Here is a 17,924-nt window from a genome sequence, read left to right as displayed (position 1 = left end):
CGTATGACATGATCAACCTCTTCAACCTTCTTAATGAGCACATCTTTCAATCCTGGCAAATCTATGATAAAATTCACTCACACGCAACCCCAATCTTTTACTTGTTTCTCGTCAATTCAAGTATAAAAGAATTGGTAGGTTGCGTGTTCTTTTTTGCTTCATGGGCTACGCCCATGAAGCAAAAAAGAAGAATATCACCACTAACCTAATTGTTTGGATACCCCAACAATTATTATAGAGCCGAAATTTTTAAATTCTGATTATGAAAAATGAACCTTCCTTTAGTTAAAGGAAGGTTCAATCTTTTAAGACGTTTTTTTGATAAACCCTTTATAGGATCGTTTTACAAGTTGTCCATCAATTTGTTTCATAGTGTCAAGAGCAACACCAACAACAATGATTAATCCCGTACCACCAATTTGTACAGAAGGTGGTAAGTCAGCAATTTTTGTAAAGAAAACAGGAATGATTGATATAATCGTTAAAAACATTGCCCCAACAAATGTAAGACGATATAGGATTCTAGTAATATATGCTTGTGTTGTTTTCCCTGGTCGAATTCCCGGAACATAGCCACCTTGTTTTTTTAAGTTTTCTGCCATCTTTTCTGGATTGACTTGAATAAATGTATAGAAATACGTAAATGCGATGATTAACGCACTATAAACAACCATACCAAACGGCTTCGTGTAATCAAAATTACTTGAGATCCAACTGGCAACTGCATTGCTATCACCGATAAACCCAGCAATAGTTGGTGGAAAGATAAATAAGGACATTGCAAAAATAACTGGAATAACACCAGCGCCATTTACTTTTAACGGTAAATATGTCGAGCCTCCACCTTGAGGCTTTCCAGACACTAATCGCTTAGCGTATTGAACTGGAATTTTTCGAAGTGCTTGATGAACAAAAATAATGCCAACAATAATCGCTAAAAATGATAGAGCAAGTAATAAAATTGTTACGATGCCTAAAAATAATTGTTCTCCTGCATTTTCAATTCTTGTTGCATATAATTGATTAGTTGCATTAGGAAATGCGGCAACAATACCAGCAAAGATAATAATTGAAATACCATTACCAATTCCTTTTGCAGTAATTTGTTCACCTAACCATAGTAAAAATGCTGTTCCAGCTGTTAAAACTAAGGCAATAAATAAATATTTACCAACACTAGGATTTGGGATTAATCCAGGCATGAGATTATTAAAACCAATTGACATTCCGATTGCTTGTATAAAACCTAATACAATCGTACCATAGCGAGTTACTTGTGCTAATTTTTTCCGCCCTGAATCTCCTTCTTTGGCCCACTCAGCAAATTTAGGTACAACATCCATTTGTAATAATTGAACAATAATCGAAGCTGTAATGTATGGCATAATTCCCATTGCAAAGATAGAGAAGTTTTCAAGTGCTCCGCCACCAAATGTATTTAAAAAACCAAACGCATTCATTTGATCTTGAAATTTTAAAACGTCTGGGTTAGCACCAGGTACCGGAATAAATGTACCTAATCTAAAAACAACTAGCATTAATAAGGTAAAAAATATTTTCTGTCTTAAATCTTTCACTCTTAACATACTTATAAGCGCTTTCAACAACCTTACACCTCTCTCAATGATTTCTAGATAATATTTTGTTTAGATAGCTTGTCCTCATATTAGCATATTTTCAAATTTTTTCATTAAAATATAGTAGATTTAATCAAAAATTAATATTCGGTAAATTTTTGAATAATTACTCAGTGTATTATTGCTTTTTTTATAATCGTTTTATTAGTTATACTTATGTCCCAAACCTTCTAATCGTCACTCCGAAAGTTAGTAACCATTTTAAGTCAATTCAAAATAGCGAGATCGTATAACGAGAAACCACTAAATCGATAAGGAATGTAACTTTTAATGTGTACTTTTTTATGTAGTAAAAAATCCCCCATCAATATGGGGGATTTTCTATGAAAAGATATTAAACGTTTTTAAGGTTGTAGAATGCTTTTTTACCAGCGTATTGACCGATGAAGTCTAATCCATCTTCAATGCGAAGTAATTGATTGTACTTAGCAACACGGTCTGTACGTGATGGAGCACCAGTTTTGATTTGACCAGCATTTGTTGCAACAGCGATGTCAGCAATTGTGCTGTCTTCTGTTTCACCAGAACGGTGAGAGATAACTGCTGTGTAACCAGCACGTTTCGCCATTTCGATAGCATCGAAAGTTTCTGTTAATGTACCGATTTGGTTAACTTTGATAAGGATTGAGTTACCAATTCCTTTTTCGATACCTTCAGAAAGCTTAGCAGTGTTTGTAACGAATAAGTCGTCACCAACTAATTGAACTTTATCTCCTAAAGCTTCTGTTAATTTCTTAAATCCATCCCAGTCATTTTCGTCAAGACCATCTTCGATAGATACGATTGGGTATTTAGCACATAATTGGCTGTAGTATTCAACCATTTCTTCAGATGTTTTTACAACACCTTCACCTTTCATGTTGTACTTACCATCTTCGTACATTTCAGAAGCAGCTACGTCCATAGCAAGTAGAACTTCTTCACCTGGCTTGTAACCAGCTTTTTCGATTGCTTCGATGATTGTTTGAAGAGCTTCTTCATTTGATCCAAGGTTTGGAGCAAATCCACCTTCGTCACCTACAGCTGTATTTAAACCTTTTGCACTAAGAACTGATTTTAAATTGTGGAAAATTTCTGCACCCATACGAAGAGCATCAGCAAATTTTTCAGCACCAACAGGCATGATCATGAATTCTTGGATGTCAACGTTGTTGTCAGCATGCTCACCACCGTTAATGATGTTCATCATTGGTGTTGGTAATGTTTTTGCGTTAAATCCACCAAGGTAAACGTAAAGAGGAATGTCTAAAGCGTCAGCAGCAGCACGAGCAACAGCCATAGATACACCTAAGATAGCGTTAGCACCTAATTTGCTTTTGTTTGGAGTTCCGTCTAAATCGATCATTAAATGGTCAATTCCAACTTGATCAAGAGCATCGTAACCAACAAGCTCAGGAGCAATCTCTTCATTTACATTCTCAACAGCTTTAAGAACTCCTTTACCCATATAACGGTCTCCACCGTCGCGAAGCTCAACAGCTTCATATTCACCAGTAGATGCACCACTTGGAACTAAAGCACGTCCCATTGCGCCACCTTCAAGATATACTTCAACCTCTACAGTTGGATTACCACGAGAATCCAGTACTTCACGAGCATAAACATCAGAAATAATTGTTGACATATTAAAACACTCCTTATTTATCATTTTTATAATTTTTGATTGTAGAATATAAGGTGCATTAGTTAAATGCACTTAGCTACTAATTCATAAAGGTTATTTTTCAAGTAATGATTTTCCAGTCATTTCAGCTGGTTGATCTGCCCCTAATAAATCAAGAATAGTAGGTGACAAGTCTGCTAAAATTCCATCTTGACGAAGAGTAGCACCTGCTTTTGTAACAATAACTGGAACTGGGTTAGTTGTGTGAGCAGTCATCGGTTTATCTTCTAACGTGATAACCTCATCAGCGTTACCGTGGTCAGCTGTAATAACCGCATATCCACCTTTAGCAACAATTGCATCTATAACTTTACCAAGACACTCATCAACTACTTCAATTGCTTTTACAGTAGGTTCAAGCATACCTGAGTGTCCTACCATATCAGGGTTTGCATAATTTAAAATGATTGCATCGTGCTTGTCAGCCTCGATCTCATTCAATAATGCATCTGTTACTTCATATGCACTCATTTCAGGTTTCAAGTCATACGTTGCAACTTTTGGTGAATCAATTAGTACTCTTTCTTCACCTGGGAATTTCTCTTCACGTCCACCACTAAAGAAGAACGTTACGTGAGGATACTTTTCAGTTTCTGCAATACGTAATTGTTTGTAATTTTGTTGAGATAAAACTTCACCTAACGTGTTATCAAGGTTTGTCGGTTTAAACGCAACAACACCATCTACAGTCTCACTAAAGTGTGTCAAACAAACGTAGTATAAATCTCTTGGATGTTTCTCTCCACGGTCAAAACCACGGAAATCATTGTTTGTAAAGACTTGAGACAATTGAATTGCACGGTCAGGACGGAAGTTAAAGAAGATAACTGCATCATTATCTTGAATTGTACCAACCGGCGATCCGTCTTCTTTTGTGATTACAGAAGGTAAGACGAATTCATCATGGATTTCATTTTTATAAGAGTCTTGTAGTGCTTCAACTGCACTCTTATATTGTAATCCTTCTCCATATACCATTGCTTTATATGACTTTTCAACACGTTCCCAGCGTTGGTCGCGATCCATCGCATAGTAACGTCCTGAAATAGAGGCTAACTCACCAGTTCCTAACTGTTTCATTTTGTCCTCAAGAGCAACGATATATTCTTCTGCACTAGTAGGTCCAACATCTCGTCCATCTAAAAATCCATGAACATAAACTTTCTCTACATTTTTCTTGCTCGCAAGTTCTAACAAAGCAAATAAATGTTCAATATGGCTATGTATACCACCATCAGACAAAAGACCATAAATATGAAGACTTGTATTGTTTTCATTTGCATGGTTAATTGCGTTTAAGAAAGTTTCATTTTCAAAAAATTCACCTTCACGGATTGCCTTGTTTACACGAGTTAAGCTTTGATACACAATACGTCCAGCACCAATATTTAAGTGCCCAACTTCAGAATTACCCATTTGTCCGTCCGGTAAACCTACAGCTTCACCAGCTGCCTTTAATTGTGCATGTGGATATTCGTTCCAGAAGCGATCAAAGTTTGGCTTTTTCGCATGTGCAACAGCATTACCTTTTGTTTCATCGCGTAAAGCAAAGCCATCCAAAATAATTAAAGCTACAGGTTTCTTACTCATTTCCTGCCTCCAAAAGTTTTAAGAATGACTGATGATCAAGACTTGCTCCACCAACTAGAGCACCATCAATGTCACTTTGTCCTAAGTATTCAGTAATATTTTCTGGTTTTACACTTCCGCCATATTGAATACGTACAGCATCAGCAGCATCTTGAGAGAATGTGTTTGCAACTACTGAACGGATGTATGAACAAGTTTCGTTAGCATCTTGTGCTGAAGAAGACTTCCCAGTTCCGATTGCCCAAATTGGCTCGTATGCAATAACAACATCTTTAACTTGCTCTTCAGTTAAGCCTGCTAAACCTTGCTCAACTTGAACACGAACGATATCGTTAGTGTTTCCAGCTTCACGCTCTTCTAAAGTTTCACCACAACAAACGATCGGTACTAATCCGTGTTTGAAAGCAGCGTGTGTCTTTTTGTTTACAGTTTCATCAGTCTCTGCAAACATTTCACGACGCTCAGAATGTCCGATAATGACATAAGCAACACCTAAGTCATTTAACGCAACTGGGCTGATTTCTCCTGTAAAAGCACCATTTTCTTCAAAGTGCATGTTTTGAGCGCCCACTTTCAAATCAGAACCAGCAGTATTTTCTACTAGTGCGTCTAAAAATAACGCAGGAGCACAAACAACAGAATCTACTTTTGAAGCATCTGGAACTAAAGTTTTTACTTCTTGTACAAAAGCCTTAGCTTCGGAAATTGTTTTATTCATCTTCCAATTCCCTGCAATAATAGGTTTACGCATAGTTATCATCCTTTCTTTTTCAATCTAGAAATGTTGAATGGAAACAATAGAGTTTTTTGAAAGTCATTATAAGCATTTCATTTCACCCTATTTTTTCACAAATCCTATTTACTTATCGTTTAAAGCAACTACACCTGGAAGTTGTTTACCTTCCATGAATTCTAATGAAGCTCCGCCACCTGTAGAGATGTGATCCATACTTGCAGCTAAATCAAACTTTTCAACTGCTGCAGCTGAGTCTCCACCACCGATAACTGTGTAAGTATTTTGAGCATCTGCTAATGCTGTCGCAACAGCTTTTGTACCATTTTCAAATGCTTCCATTTCGAATACTCCCATTGGTCCGTTCCAAATTACAAGCTTCGATTCTGCAATTACTTTACGGTACGTATCTACTGTTTTAGGTCCGATATCTAAGCCCATCCAGCCATCAGGAATAGAATCAACATCAACAACTTGAGTCGTAGCGTCAGCTGCAAATTTATCAGCAACAACAACGTCTTCTTGCATGTAGAAGTTTACGCCTTTTTCCTTTGCTTTTTCCATAAATGACTTAGCTAATTCAATTTTGTCTTCTTCAAGAAGAGAACTTCCAATGTTATGTCCAGCAGCTTTTGTAAAAGTAAATGCTAGACCACCACCGATAATTAAGTTATCAACTTTCTCAAGAAGGTTTTCGATTACACCGATTTTATCTTTTACTTTTGATCCACCGATAATTGCTGTAAACGGACGGTCTGGATCTAATAATGCTTTTCCTAAGACATCTAATTCTTTTTCCATTAATAAACCAGATACTGCTGGAATATGATGAGCAATACCTTCAGTTGAAGCGTGAGCACGGTGTGCAGCACCGAAAGCATCATTTACATAAATGTCAGCAAGGTTAGCAAAAGCTTTGGCTAATTCAGGATCGTTTTTCTCCTCACCTGGATAGAAACGAACGTTTTCTAGTAGTAAAACGTCACCTTCGGCAAGATCAGAAATTGCGTTTTCAACAGCTTCACCATAAGCTTCGTCTGTTTTTACAACTGGCTTACCTAATAATTCACTTAAGCGAGTTGCAACAGCAGTTAAGCGCATTTCTTCGTTTACTTGGCCTTTAGGACGACCTAAATGACTAGCTAAAATTACTTTTGCTCCTTTTTCCATTAAAAATTGAATTGTTGGAAGAGCAGCACGAATACGTGTATCATCATTTACCTGGTTGTCGCTCATAGGTACGTTGAAGTCAACACGGCAAAATACACGTTTTCCTTTTACATCGATATCACGAACTGATTTCTTGTTCATAAGTGAAACCCTCCTTCTTAAATGAAAAATATAAAATGTCGAATGATCTAGAATGTCGAAATGTTTTATGTATTAGCTAAGCTAAATTGATTAACATTTAGAATTCTCAATCTTCATTACCCTAACATTGGAAAGAGGAGCGAGAAACTCGTTCCCTTCTCCTCTGCCACTGTTACTATATTCGTCAAAAAATATTCTTTTCCTTTGGTATTGCTTGGAAATTAAAGACCTTTTTTAGCGATGTAGTCTACAAGGTCAACTACACGGTTAGAGTAACCAGTCTCATTGTCATACCAAGAAATTACTTTAATCATGTTACCTTCCATGATCATTGTAGATAACGCATCGATAGTTGAAGATGCTGGGCTACCATTGTAGTCACGAGATACTAGTGGATCTTCTGAGTATCCAAGGATTCCTTTTAATGGACCTTCAGCAGCTTCTTTAAGAACTGCATTTACTTCGTCAACAGTTACTTCTTTGTCAAGCTCAGCAACTAAGTCAACTAAAGAAACGTTTGGAGTTGGAACACGAAGAGCTCCACCGTTTAATTTACCTTTTAATTCAGGAAGTACTAGAGCTACTGCTTTAGCTGCACCTGTTGTTGTAGGAATGATTGACTCAGCAGCCGCACGAGCACGACGGTAATCTTTATGTGGTAAGTCAAGGATTTGTTGGTCATTAGTGTATGAGTGAACAGTTGTCATCATACCACGACGTAATCCAAATTTATCGTTAAGTACTTTAGCAAATGGTGCTAAACAGTTTGTAGTACAAGATGCGTTAGAGATAACATCATGACTTGCAGCATCATATTTGTCTTCGTTAACACCCATTACGATTGTGATATCTTCATCAGATGCAGGAGCAGAGATGATAACTTTTTTCGCACCAGCTTCTAAGTGTTTTGCAGCGTCAGCACGTTTTGTGAAGAAACCAGTAGATTCTACTACAACTTCTACTCCTTGCTCTCCCCAAGTAAGTTTAGCTGGATCTCTTTCAGCAGTTACCTTGATAACTTTCCCATCTACTACTAAGTTTTCACCATCAGCTTCTACAGTTGCATCTAATGTTCCGTGAACAGAATCATACTTTAGAAGGTGAGCAAGCATGTTAGCATCTGTTAAGTCGTTGATAGCTACAACCTCTACATTTGGGTTGTTTAGTGCTGCACGAAATACTACACGTCCAATGCGTCCAAATCCATTAATTCCTACTTTAGTTGCCATAATTATTATTCCTCCTTAAAATAGCTGAAACTTTATATATATAAAGGGAAAACCCTAAATAACAATTTAGTGTAGAATGTTTAAAAACTTGAGTTTTGCTTTTGTTTTTATCATTCTAAATGAAATACCTAAGTTCTAGTATCCATAAAAAAATAAATTTTATGAATGGATTTTTAATAGTGATTTTGCAGCGCCTTCATCGGTAACCAAAATGTTGCTTTTTTTCTGTTTCATATAAGCGAGTATCGCTTGTGCTTTTGAAGAGCCACCAGCTACTGCGACAACACACTTTGAATTCGTCATATCCTCTAATTGCAATCCAATGGTTGTGACTTTATGGATAATATCCCCGACTTGGTTAAAATAATAACCAAAAGCTTCTGCGACTGCATGTTTTTCACTCAGTTTATGTAAAACTTCATCTGTAGAGCTTCTACGCTCTGCCATTGTCCTTGCTTCTCCAATCCCGTGAACAACTAAATTAGCTGAACGAATTTGGTCTAATATCTCTTTGATTTTTGGTTCTTCCATTAATGACTTATACGATTCTTTACTAATTTGATCAGGTACATGGAGTAAGCGATAATGCCCCATTGCTTTTGTAGCAATTGTAGCACATATCGTATTGGCTTGGTTTTCAACTTGTTCACCTAACCCACCACGAGCTGGCAAAAATAACGTTTCCTTCATTTGCTTGTCCGGAGTCATCATTTCTGCAACCGCAGCAATCGTTTTTCCACCAGTGATTGCAACAATCTTTCGTTCCTCACCCTGTAAAAATCTTTTGATTAATTGAACCGTTGTACGCCCCATCTCTTTTTTCACCCAAGGATCTTTGTCGCTATCTCCTGGAATAATGAAAACTTCAGATAGGTCAAGACTTTGCTTTAATTGGTCCTCGACCTTTTTCAAATCAAAAACGTCTTTCATAATTTCTTCTAATTGGAGAAGTAAAACTTTGCCTTCATCAGTTAAAGTCATACCGGACGTTGCGATATCGACTAAGCCTTGTTCCTTTAAAAAAGTTACTTCACTTCGCAAAACTCGCTCTGACATTCCTAAGCTTGATGATAAACTCCTTCTCCCTATAGGTTGCATCAAACTAATAAACCTTAAAATACGATACCTTAACGATAAAACTTTCAAAAGATCAGGTAATAATTTTTTTTGAACGTCTAATAATACTCTCATAACCTTCCCCTTATTTGCTTTGTCTATGCTTTGTAAAAGGACATAATAAGTCCCTCATAGACATATTGTGTCCCATAAGGGTTAAAAAAATATGTAATCCAAACTTCACTCTATTAAACTTTCAAAAAATTTCAATAAAACAATGAAAAGCTTATTAAAGTAAAATAATCCTTATTACCAAAATTAGTGTAACAAGGATTACCTACGTATTCAAGTGTATTTCATTTGTTTTTACATAAATTAAATAATTGTCACAATTGTAAGCGTTTTAATCGAATTTTTGGTGAAATCTAACATCCATTCATATTGTGTATTTTATTTTCGAAAAAAAATCGTATTCTTTCTTCTGATAAAATTCCAGAATCTACTTCTACCCCTTCAATTTCTACGACAGGAATCATGATTTGGTATTTTTCTAATAAAGCATCATCTTCATAAATATTAACGACTTTTACTGTGAATGGAAAATCTCTTTGTATCCTTTCTAATATGATCAGCCCTTTATCGCAAAGGGAACAATTATCCTTTGAATAATACGTAATCTCCATAAAACTCCTCCGATATTATAATAAGACGAACAAAACCACTTTCTAAAACCGTTTTCGTTTGATTGATGAAGGTATCTTTAGTTCATCTCGATATTTGTTTACCGTCCTTCTAGAAACTTGAATAGAATAATCTTTTTCTAGAATTGATACAATTTCTTTGTCCGAAAGAGGATCTTGTTTGTTTTCGTTATCGACTATTTTTTTGATCACTTCTTTTACAGAAAGCGATGAGGTGTTTCGTCTACCTTCACCATTTAGCCCCGCACTAAAAAAGAATTTTAACTCAAATACCCCTTTAGGCGTTTGAACATATTTTTGTGTGGTTACTCGACTCACCGTCGATTCATGCATGTTAACAGCTGCAGCTATTTCTTTTAGCGTTAACGGTTTCAAATACTCATACCCGTAAATAAAAAACTCTTTTTGATAATTCGCAATTGCTTTTGTAACCTTGAGTAGTGTTGATTGACGTTGATTAATACTTTTTAACAACCACAATATTTGTTGATACTTTTGGTGAAGGTATTTAGTTGCCTTTTCATCATTTGCTTGTTGAAGAAGTTGACAATATTCTCTATTGATCGATATATTGGGTAACAAACGATCATTCGTTATAACCATTAGCTCTCCTTCTATTAATTCAACATTAATATCGGGATAAATGTATGAAAGTGGCTCATCGTGGAAAACAGAACCAGGCTTTGGTTGTAATGTTTGTAAAAGATCGGAGACCCTCTGAACTTCTTCCATAGAGATAGACAATTTTTTAGTAATTTCTTTCCACCTTTTTTCTGCAAACAAATCCAAATAATTTTGGACAATTGCTTCTGCAATGTTATCTCTAGGCTTTAAGTTCTGTAATTGCAGTAATAGGCATTCTTGAAGAGATCTAGCTCCAACGCCACATGGATCTAATGATTGTAATATATCCAAACCTTCCAATATTTCTTCACATGAAATTGATAATTTCTTTGAGACTTCTTCTATCTTTATCGATAAGTATCCATTTTCATCAATTGAGTAGATTAAATACTTTACTAAGTTCTTTTCTTTTTCGGTTAATGGCAGATAACAAATTTGCCTTAAAAGGTACTCATGTAGGTTAGTATCATTTTTACTAATATTATCAAAAGGAGATATACTATCACCTTCATAGACCTTCGAATCGTCGTATGCTTCATTTCGACTATCCGATTGGTCCATTTGACTATCAACAACACTTTTAACCTTTAATTCAAGAAGGGGGTTATCAAGATGTTGTTCTTCTAAAAAAGATAATAATTCTTGAGTTGAATATTGTAAAATGGAAATCGCTTGTCTTAGTTCGCTAGTCATCGCAAGGTTCATCGATTTTTGTTGATACAAACCAAACCCCATATTCATTATACATCCTCCTCTGAACTCTATCATAATATTCAATAGTTTTCAGTGCTTTCTAAATATTTAACTTCTCCGAAAGAATACCCCTTCTTAAAACGTATAAAGCTGAACTTCAATCAGTGGGGGTTTTTCTTCATCCCCCACTGATTGTTAGTTTAACTTATCGCACCTTTAGGGGTAGTTAATCCTCCACCTAAACTTTTTGACTTTCTTAAGTTTTGAGGTGGGGGTCTTACTGCCCCTTAAGAGTGGGATAAAGGGAAAAGCCCAACAGTAAGTGGGAAATAATAGGTTTCTTTCACGGAACTAAGAAGCTCCCACTTTAAATTTCGTCAAAGTTAAATGGTGAGTAGTTCACGCTATACACCAAAAACATTTTTATCTGGATATATCTTAATTTTATTCACTCTCTTCTCGTCTCAATTCCAATAAACCTTAATTTTATTGACTTTTCGGGAATTTTTTTTTTCGAACACCCTATCTTTCATTCTTTCAATTTTTTTATCGATATAGCAGCTAAAAGGCTTGTACCTTAACTGACTTTAATTCTTACTCTGAAATTAACTAGGATCTCTATTTTTTAGAAGACCACCAAACTTTCCTTGTTTTAAATTGAATAGTTTCGGAAAAGATGAATATGTATTAAAGATTAGAGGCGTTTCTTGAAGGACTTATGGAAATTTCATCGAAGTATATAAACATATCGATGCAAAAACTTTGACCTTCACTGACCTTTATATTATGATATACATACCAAAACGTTTACTAAGCGCCATTGAAAGGTGAAGTTTTTCCACAAGTATCAATTAATCGAATTTTTTTCACAAAAAAAGGAGGAATTATCGTGAACTTAATCCCTACAGTTATTGAACAAACAAATCGTGGTGAACGCGCGTATGACATTTACTCGCGCCTTCTAAAAGATCGCATTATTATGTTAGGAAGTGCTATTGATGACAATGTTGCTAATTCAATTGTCTCACAATTACTCTTCTTAGCTGCAGAAGATCCAGAAAAAGACATCTCTTTATACATTAACAGTCCAGGTGGTTCAATTACAGCTGGAATGGCAATTTACGATACAATGCAGTTTATTAAACCTCAAGTTTCAACAATTTGTATCGGGATGGCAGCTTCAATGGGGGCATTTTTACTAGCCGCTGGTGAAAAAGGTAAACGTTTTGCCTTACCAAACAGTGAAGTAATGATCCATCAGCCATTAGGGGGTACACAGGGTCAAGCATCTGATATTGCGATCCATGCGAAACGTATTATCGAAATGCGCGAAAAGTTAAACGAAATCCTATCAGAACGTACTGGTCAACCGATTGAAATTATCCAACGTGATACAGATCGTGATAACTTTATGACAGCACCAGCAGCAAAAGAATACGGATTAATCGATGAGGTACTCACTCAAAAGAAATAAAAAGAAAAGCGTAAGCGCCTTGGTCACGAGCGAAAAGGACTGAAGTGACCGAGCTCGTAGGCGCTGGAGCTAGACACCTTTAGTTCCACAAGTAGTATAATCTATTCTTTCCTAGAAGATAAAAAAAGAAGCTAAGGTTTCGACTAACGGGTTCAGTTTTCGGAGAGAAAATAACAACTAGCAATAGAAATAGCGTCCAATTCACATAGGATATGGTACGCTATTTTTTGTTGTTATATCAATGTTTGGTTTAGCTTTATACTAAAATTAGCAAGGGATTTAGCAAATCGTTTAGACAAGACACATAGATTTATGTTCCTCTTTTATTTCATATGCTAAAAGCGTTGCTAATTATTCGGAAACTAAAATAGAACAAGAAATTAATGGGGTGTTTAAGAATATTGCTGTTTAATGACTTTACTATTTTCTTTAATTGTATCTACCATCACCTCTATTTGGATATAAAAAGCGGTGTTTATCGGACAAGAGAGCCGTTATTTGTGAACAAAGGAGTATTTTAAAAGGGGTAGCGGACATCAGGTTCGTTATTTACTTAATTTAGCACCAAATATAGCAGATTTTCATGAAATAACGTACCTCATGTCCGATAGCTCTAATTATTTGATCAAATCGGTAAAATAAGGTCCACTGTGTCCGTTAGCAGAGCATTAGTGCAATAAGAAAAGAAAACAGGATAAAAACGCACAGATCTGTGCGTTTTGTATGCTAATTACAATGTTAACTTGTATGGAATTTGAATGCGAAATTATCCGTTATTTAGTTTGTGAATTCACTTTTTCTCTCCCAAAACTGAACGGTCTAGGTTTCGACCTAGCTTCTTTTTATGCATCCTATATCTCTAATATACCTACTCTTCTTTTTCAACAAATGAAATTAAAGCGTCCAACGCTTCTTCTTCGTCTTTACCATCAATGACAAGAGTAATTTCTTTTCCAGAACCTACAGCTAAACTCATAATTCCCATAATACTTTTGGCATTAACTTTTCTACCTTCTTTTTCAATAAAAATTTCAGAACTAAATTTATTTGCTTCTTGCACAAATAACGCTGCAGGTCTTGCTTGTAGTCCAGATTTAAGTTTAACTACAACTGTTTTTTCTACCATTTCTTTTCCTCCTATTCTTTTTTTCATATTCGTTTTAATAATAGCGCTTAACTTTTACGACTTGGAACAGTATTTCTATCTCTGCTCCGTATCGATTTTACTTATCCTTCACCCGTTTTACGATAAGTTGAGAGTCAAAGGCTCTTTTTACTTCCTCGATGAACAAGTGCTCTGTACTTTTCTATACTACGTTTAATAACGGTGGTGGGTTTCACCCGCACGAAGTTTATTTGCAAATTCATCAATTTTTCTTAGGCGATGGTTGACTCCAGATTTACTTACTTTACCTGTAGAAACCATTTCACCCAACTCTTTTAATGTTACATCTTGGTGTTTAACTCGTAATTCTGCAATTTCCCTTAATTTTTCTGGAAGGATATGAAGACCTACTTCCTTTTGGATAAAACGGATATTTTCTACCTGACGCATTGCTGCCCCTACGGTTTTATTTAAGTTAGCGGTTTCACAGTTAACAAGACGATTAACAGAGTTTCTCATGTCTTTCATGATCCTTACATCTTCGAAAAAAAGTAAAGCTTGGTGTGCACCAATTACATTTAGAAATTCGGTAATCTTTTCACCTTCTTTAATATAGACAATGAAGCCTTTTTTCCGTTCTAACACTTTTGCATTTAAATCGTAGGAATTTACTAATTCACACAAGGATTGATTATGCTCTTCATAAAGCGAAAACACCTCTAAATGGTAGGAAGAAGTTTCTGGATGGTTTACTGAACCACCAGCTAAAAAGGCACCTCGTAAATAAGCACGTTTACAACAATTATCGTTTATTATTTCAGATGAAATTTGCCTAATAAATTGATAACCTTCCTCCATAATCCCTAAGTTTTCGAGAAGCTTTTGTGCTTGTTGTGAAATTCTAACTAAATAAACATTATTCTTCTTCAACCTCATTTTTTTTCGGACGAGAAGCTCTACATGTATCGGAAACGTCTTTTTTATTAATGTATATATTCGCCTTGCAATAGCAGCATTTTCAGTAGAGATATCTAAAACTAGTTGCTTATTGCTAAAAGATAAAACACCATTCATCCGGATAAGGGCAGCTAATTCTGCTTTCGCGCAACACCCATCAGTATCTAGTTGTGTTAATTCTTTTTTTGTCATAGCTGCGAAAGAAGACAAAATAGTCCCCCCTTTATCTATATTTTAGAGTTGTTTCCCTCTAAGTAATTACTAGAGAAGGAGCACATATTGGTATGCATCTTACCATACTTCCCTTTTATTTCAACATCTAATATAACAAATCAAATTTTATAATAGTGACAATAATACTTGCGATAGCCTAATAGCGTCATGGCGCAGGTAATTATCTTTGTATATTAATAGTTGATCAGTTACTACTTGATAAGGCAACTTCTGAAGTTTCTCTCTATCAATGAGTACTTCTTTTGCCCCTTCCTTCTCGTATTGTTCTAAATGTTTCTTATCTATTTCTTGATCATTGGCAATGACTGTTTCAATAATACCGGAACCCACATGAGATACTAATGCTCCAATATGGTCACTGACAGTGTAATCATCGGTTTCACCTGGCTGAGTCATTACATTACAAATGTACACCTTTTTGGCAGTCGATTTTTTTATTTCATCTGCAATTCCAGGTACCAATAAATTAGGAAGTACACTTGTATAAAGACTGCCAGGACCTATAACAATTAAGTCTGCCTTACGTATTGCCTTAAGAGTCTCGGGTAACGGTTTTACATTTTCAGGAGTTAGAAACACTCGCTTAATTTTTTTCTTAACCTCAGGAATCGTTGATTCGCCAACAACAATACTTCCATCAGTCATTTCCGCCTTTAGAACAATGCTCTGATTAGCAGCTGGCAATACTTTTCCGCGAACATTTAATACACGGCTCAATTCATGTACTCCTTTAGCAAAATCACCCGTAATTGAAGTCATCCCTGCTAAAAGCAAGTTCCCTAACGAATGACCCGAAAGTCCATGCCCGTTTTGAAAACGATGTTGAAAAAGTTCTTCTACAAGGGGTTCCACTTCAGATAACGCTACGAGAACATTCCGTACATCCCCAGGTGGTGGGATATCTAACTCTTTACGTAAACGTCCTGAACTTCCACCATCGTCAGCTACAGTGACAATTGCGGTAATATCTACTGGAAATGTTTTTAACCCTCGTAAAATTGCAGAAAGACCTGTTCCACCGCCGATAACTACGATATTTGTCATTTCCACTTTATTTTACCTTCCATTTTTGAGAATCTCGGTGTGTAATAAACGTCGTATAGTCTTGCGCATATTTCTTTCCAAAATATTCAGCTAATGTAACCGAACGATGTTTCCCACCTGTACAACCTATTCCGATTACAACCTGACTTTTTCCTTCTCGTTTATACTGTGGTAACATGAAGGTTAATAAACTATCTAGTTTCTCAACAAATTGTTGAGTTTCAGTCCATTTCATGACATATGTTGAAACCTCTTCATCTAAACCTGTTTTCGGGCGCATATGATCGATGTAATGAGGATTTGGCAAGAAGCGTACATCCATCACAAGATCTGCATCGATTGGCATCCCATATTTAAATCCAAACGACATGACATTTACTGAGAAGGAGTTTTGTTCAGAAGCTGAGAAGCGTTGAATTATTTTTTCTCTTAGTTGAATAGGCTTTAAATCAGTTGTATCTATGATCTGTTGAGCTTGCCCTTTTAACTCTTCTAGCATTTCACGCTCACTTCGAATTCCTTCTAATGGAAGGCCTTTTGGAGCTAACGGATGTGAACGCCGCGTCTCTTTATAGCGTTGTACAAGTTTACTATCTTCAGCATCTAAGAAGATAATTTGCACATTAACTTCAGCTACAGTTCCTAAATAGTCTATCGCTTGAAACAACTGGTCGAAAAATTCACGACCTCTTAGATCAATAACTAATGCAACTTTTTTCATTCTGTTGCCAGAATTATCTATTAAATCAATAAACTTAGGAATTAGTGCTGGCGGAAGGTTATCAACACAAAAGAAGCCTAAATCTTCTAAGCTTTGTACAGCAACTGTTTTCCCCGCACCTGACATCCCTGTAATAATCACAACTTGCATATCTTGATTTGCTGTCAAATTACTTCCTCCCTTTTTAACCTAGAACCAACTTCTACCGTACCTTATGCTGGATCTAATCTATATGATAAAAGTTTAAAATCTTTCGTGTAGTGGAATGTACCATACATGATTTGATCGGATTGAAGAATATGATTAAAGATAAAAACATCCCCTGGAGCCATAGGTAATGAAGAAACTTCATTTACATTTTTCCATTGTAGCTTGCCTTCAGGAGATTCTGCTAGCATTTCTCCCTTTGTCTCAGTAGCAAAAAATGTAAACATCATCCATTCATCTATAGTTTTATCATTTTCTTTAATAATGATTGTAAATACCCCTTTCATCTCAGGGTTTTGTACTTCTAAACCCGTTTCCTCACGTAATTCCCTTGAGACAGCTTCCTTAACCGTTTCTCCACTTTCCATTTTTCCACCAGGAGCAACCCACCAGCCTTTAGACGGCTTTTGCAATAATAATATTTGTTGATCCTTTTTTACGATACAATTTGTTATTCTTTGCAAAGTCCACACCTCTGTACTAGTCAATTCATTTACTTAATCTTTGCGTTCTTATATTCACTCTATAAAAGAAAAACGCAAGCGCCTTGGTCACGAGCAATCGGCGCCTGGAGCTAGACCGTTTCCAAGTTAGAAATTTTATACTTTCTTACCTTGAAATAAAGTTTTGATTACCTTTACTACTTACCTTACAGTATACTATATTTTTTTATGGAGAACATTCCTTATATAACTAAGTGGCTATTTTCTTATGTAAAATAATTTACAATACCATCTATCATACTACACTTTTTACTATGGGTCTTGTGTTAACTCCTGCATGTTCATCACTCTGGGTAAAAAAAAGAGCACGAATGGCATTCATTCGTGCTACAAGAAAGTATATAAAAAAGGGGGTCAATTACTTACCTTTATAATACTCTTATTATATTTCAAAACTGTTACAGCGTAATTAAAACCGAGTAACGTTTTATTAAGAATAATG

The 17,924-nt window shown here is 35.8% G+C and carries 15 protein-coding genes; 1 reads left to right on the top strand and 14 read right to left on the bottom strand.

The window, feature by feature from the left end:
- Nucleotides 1-305: 305 nt before the first annotated feature.
- From secY to rpoN, 9 genes are all read right to left on the bottom strand, one after another.
- Complete coding sequence (gene secY / locus BKP45_RS07560) at nt 306-1,586, bottom strand: preprotein translocase subunit SecY (RefSeq protein ID WP_407639585.1); 1,281 nt, start codon at nt 1,584-1,586, stop codon at nt 306-308.
- 385 nt (nt 1,587-1,971) lie between these two features.
- Nucleotides 1,972-3,261 carry a phosphopyruvate hydratase gene (eno, locus tag BKP45_RS07555; RefSeq protein ID WP_071389126.1) on the bottom strand — a complete coding sequence of 430 codons (1,290 nt, stop codon included), beginning with the start codon at nt 3,259-3,261 and terminating at the stop codon, nt 1,972-1,974.
- A gap of 93 nt (nt 3,262-3,354) precedes the next feature.
- A complete protein-coding gene (gene gpmI, locus BKP45_RS07550) occupies nt 3,355-4,890 on the bottom strand; it encodes a 2,3-bisphosphoglycerate-independent phosphoglycerate mutase (protein ID WP_071389125.1) in 1,536 nt (511 codons plus the stop codon).
- Nucleotides 4,883-5,641 (bottom strand): triose-phosphate isomerase, encoded by a 759-nt coding sequence (gene tpiA, locus BKP45_RS07545; RefSeq protein ID WP_071389124.1) that lies wholly within the window; start codon nt 5,639-5,641, stop codon nt 4,883-4,885. Before tpiA ends, gpmI begins: the two co-directional genes overlap by 8 nt.
- A 108-nt stretch (nt 5,642-5,749) precedes the next feature.
- Entirely contained in the window at nt 5,750-6,934 is a 1,185-nt protein-coding gene (locus BKP45_RS07540) for a phosphoglycerate kinase (RefSeq protein WP_071389123.1), read from the bottom strand.
- Between the two features lie 221 nt (nt 6,935-7,155).
- Nucleotides 7,156-8,163: a type I glyceraldehyde-3-phosphate dehydrogenase gene (gap, locus tag BKP45_RS07535; protein ID WP_071389122.1), complete on the bottom strand. Its 1,008-nt coding sequence runs from the start codon at nt 8,161-8,163 to the stop codon at nt 7,156-7,158.
- 159 nt (nt 8,164-8,322) lie between these two features.
- On the bottom strand, nt 8,323-9,354 hold the full coding sequence (locus BKP45_RS07530) for a sugar-binding transcriptional regulator (RefSeq protein WP_071389121.1): 1,032 nt from the start codon (nt 9,352-9,354) through the stop codon (nt 8,323-8,325).
- Between the two features lie 290 nt (nt 9,355-9,644).
- Nucleotides 9,645-9,902, bottom strand: a complete 258-nt coding sequence (locus BKP45_RS07525) for a glutaredoxin family protein (RefSeq protein ID WP_071389120.1) — start codon at nt 9,900-9,902, stop codon at nt 9,645-9,647.
- Nucleotides 9,903-9,944: 42 nt separating this feature from the next.
- Entirely contained in the window at nt 9,945-11,285 is a 1,341-nt protein-coding gene (rpoN, locus tag BKP45_RS07520) for an RNA polymerase factor sigma-54 (RefSeq protein ID WP_071389119.1), read from the bottom strand.
- 841 nt (nt 11,286-12,126) lie between these two features.
- Between rpoN and clpP the strand changes: the two genes are divergently transcribed.
- Entirely contained in the window at nt 12,127-12,711 is a 585-nt protein-coding gene (clpP, locus tag BKP45_RS07515; RefSeq protein WP_071389118.1) for an ATP-dependent Clp endopeptidase proteolytic subunit ClpP, read from the top strand.
- 868 nt (nt 12,712-13,579) lie between these two features.
- Here the strand turns inward: clpP and BKP45_RS07510 are convergent.
- The 5 genes from BKP45_RS07510 to BKP45_RS07490 all read right to left on the bottom strand — a co-directional run bounded on the left by BKP45_RS07510 (nt 13,580) and on the right by BKP45_RS07490 (nt 17,443).
- A complete protein-coding gene (locus tag BKP45_RS07510) occupies nt 13,580-13,837 on the bottom strand; it encodes an HPr family phosphocarrier protein (protein WP_071389117.1) in 258 nt (85 codons plus the stop codon).
- 192 nt (nt 13,838-14,029) lie between these two features.
- Nucleotides 14,030-14,965, bottom strand: a complete 936-nt coding sequence (gene whiA / locus BKP45_RS07505; RefSeq protein WP_071389132.1) for a DNA-binding protein WhiA — start codon at nt 14,963-14,965, stop codon at nt 14,030-14,032.
- A gap of 147 nt (nt 14,966-15,112) precedes the next feature.
- Nucleotides 15,113-16,051: a gluconeogenesis factor YvcK family protein gene (locus BKP45_RS07500; protein ID WP_071389131.1), complete on the bottom strand. Its 939-nt coding sequence runs from the start codon at nt 16,049-16,051 to the stop codon at nt 15,113-15,115.
- A gap of 7 nt (nt 16,052-16,058) precedes the next feature.
- Nucleotides 16,059-16,922 carry an RNase adapter RapZ gene (rapZ, locus tag BKP45_RS07495; protein WP_071389130.1) on the bottom strand — a complete coding sequence of 288 codons (864 nt, stop codon included), beginning with the start codon at nt 16,920-16,922 and terminating at the stop codon, nt 16,059-16,061.
- 62 nt (nt 16,923-16,984) lie between these two features.
- Nucleotides 16,985-17,443, bottom strand: a complete 459-nt coding sequence (locus BKP45_RS07490) for an NUDIX hydrolase (protein WP_071389116.1) — start codon at nt 17,441-17,443, stop codon at nt 16,985-16,987.
- Nucleotides 17,444-17,924 lie beyond the last annotated feature (481 nt).

The organism is Anaerobacillus alkalidiazotrophicus (genome assembly GCF_001866055.1).
This window is presented reverse-complemented; position numbering and strand designations above follow the sequence as displayed.

Excerpts from the sequence above, each read along its gene's own strand:
- BKP45_RS07530 (WP_071389121.1), bottom strand. The coding sequence starts at position 9,354 with ATGAGAGTATTATTAGACGTTCAAAAAAAATTATTACCTGATCTTTTG.
- BKP45_RS07540 (WP_071389123.1), bottom strand. The coding sequence starts at position 6,934 with ATGAACAAGAAATCAGTTCGTGATATCGATGTAAAAGGAAAACGTGTA.
- whiA (WP_071389132.1), bottom strand. The coding sequence starts at position 14,965 with ATGACAAAAAAAGAATTAACACAACTAGATACTGATGGGTGTTGCGCG.
- secY (WP_407639585.1), bottom strand. The coding sequence starts at position 1,586 with ATGTTAAGAGTGAAAGATTTAAGACAGAAAATATTTTTTACCTTATTA.
- eno (WP_071389126.1), bottom strand. The coding sequence starts at position 3,261 with ATGTCAACAATTATTTCTGATGTTTATGCTCGTGAAGTACTGGATTCT.
- BKP45_RS07500 (WP_071389131.1), bottom strand. The coding sequence starts at position 16,051 with ATGACAAATATCGTAGTTATCGGCGGTGGAACAGGTCTTTCTGCAATT.
- gap (WP_071389122.1), bottom strand. The coding sequence starts at position 8,163 with ATGGCAACTAAAGTAGGAATTAATGGATTTGGACGCATTGGACGTGTA.
- rapZ (WP_071389130.1), bottom strand. The coding sequence starts at position 16,922 with ATGCAAGTTGTGATTATTACAGGGATGTCAGGTGCGGGGAAAACAGTT.
- rpoN (WP_071389119.1), bottom strand. The coding sequence starts at position 11,285 with ATGAATATGGGGTTTGGTTTGTATCAACAAAAATCGATGAACCTTGCG.
- BKP45_RS07525 (WP_071389120.1), bottom strand. The coding sequence starts at position 9,902 with ATGGAGATTACGTATTATTCAAAGGATAATTGTTCCCTTTGCGATAAA.
- tpiA (WP_071389124.1), bottom strand. The coding sequence starts at position 5,641 with ATGCGTAAACCTATTATTGCAGGGAATTGGAAGATGAATAAAACAATT.
- BKP45_RS07510 (WP_071389117.1), bottom strand. The coding sequence starts at position 13,837 with ATGGTAGAAAAAACAGTTGTAGTTAAACTTAAATCTGGACTACAAGCA.
- gpmI (WP_071389125.1), bottom strand. The coding sequence starts at position 4,890 with ATGAGTAAGAAACCTGTAGCTTTAATTATTTTGGATGGCTTTGCTTTA.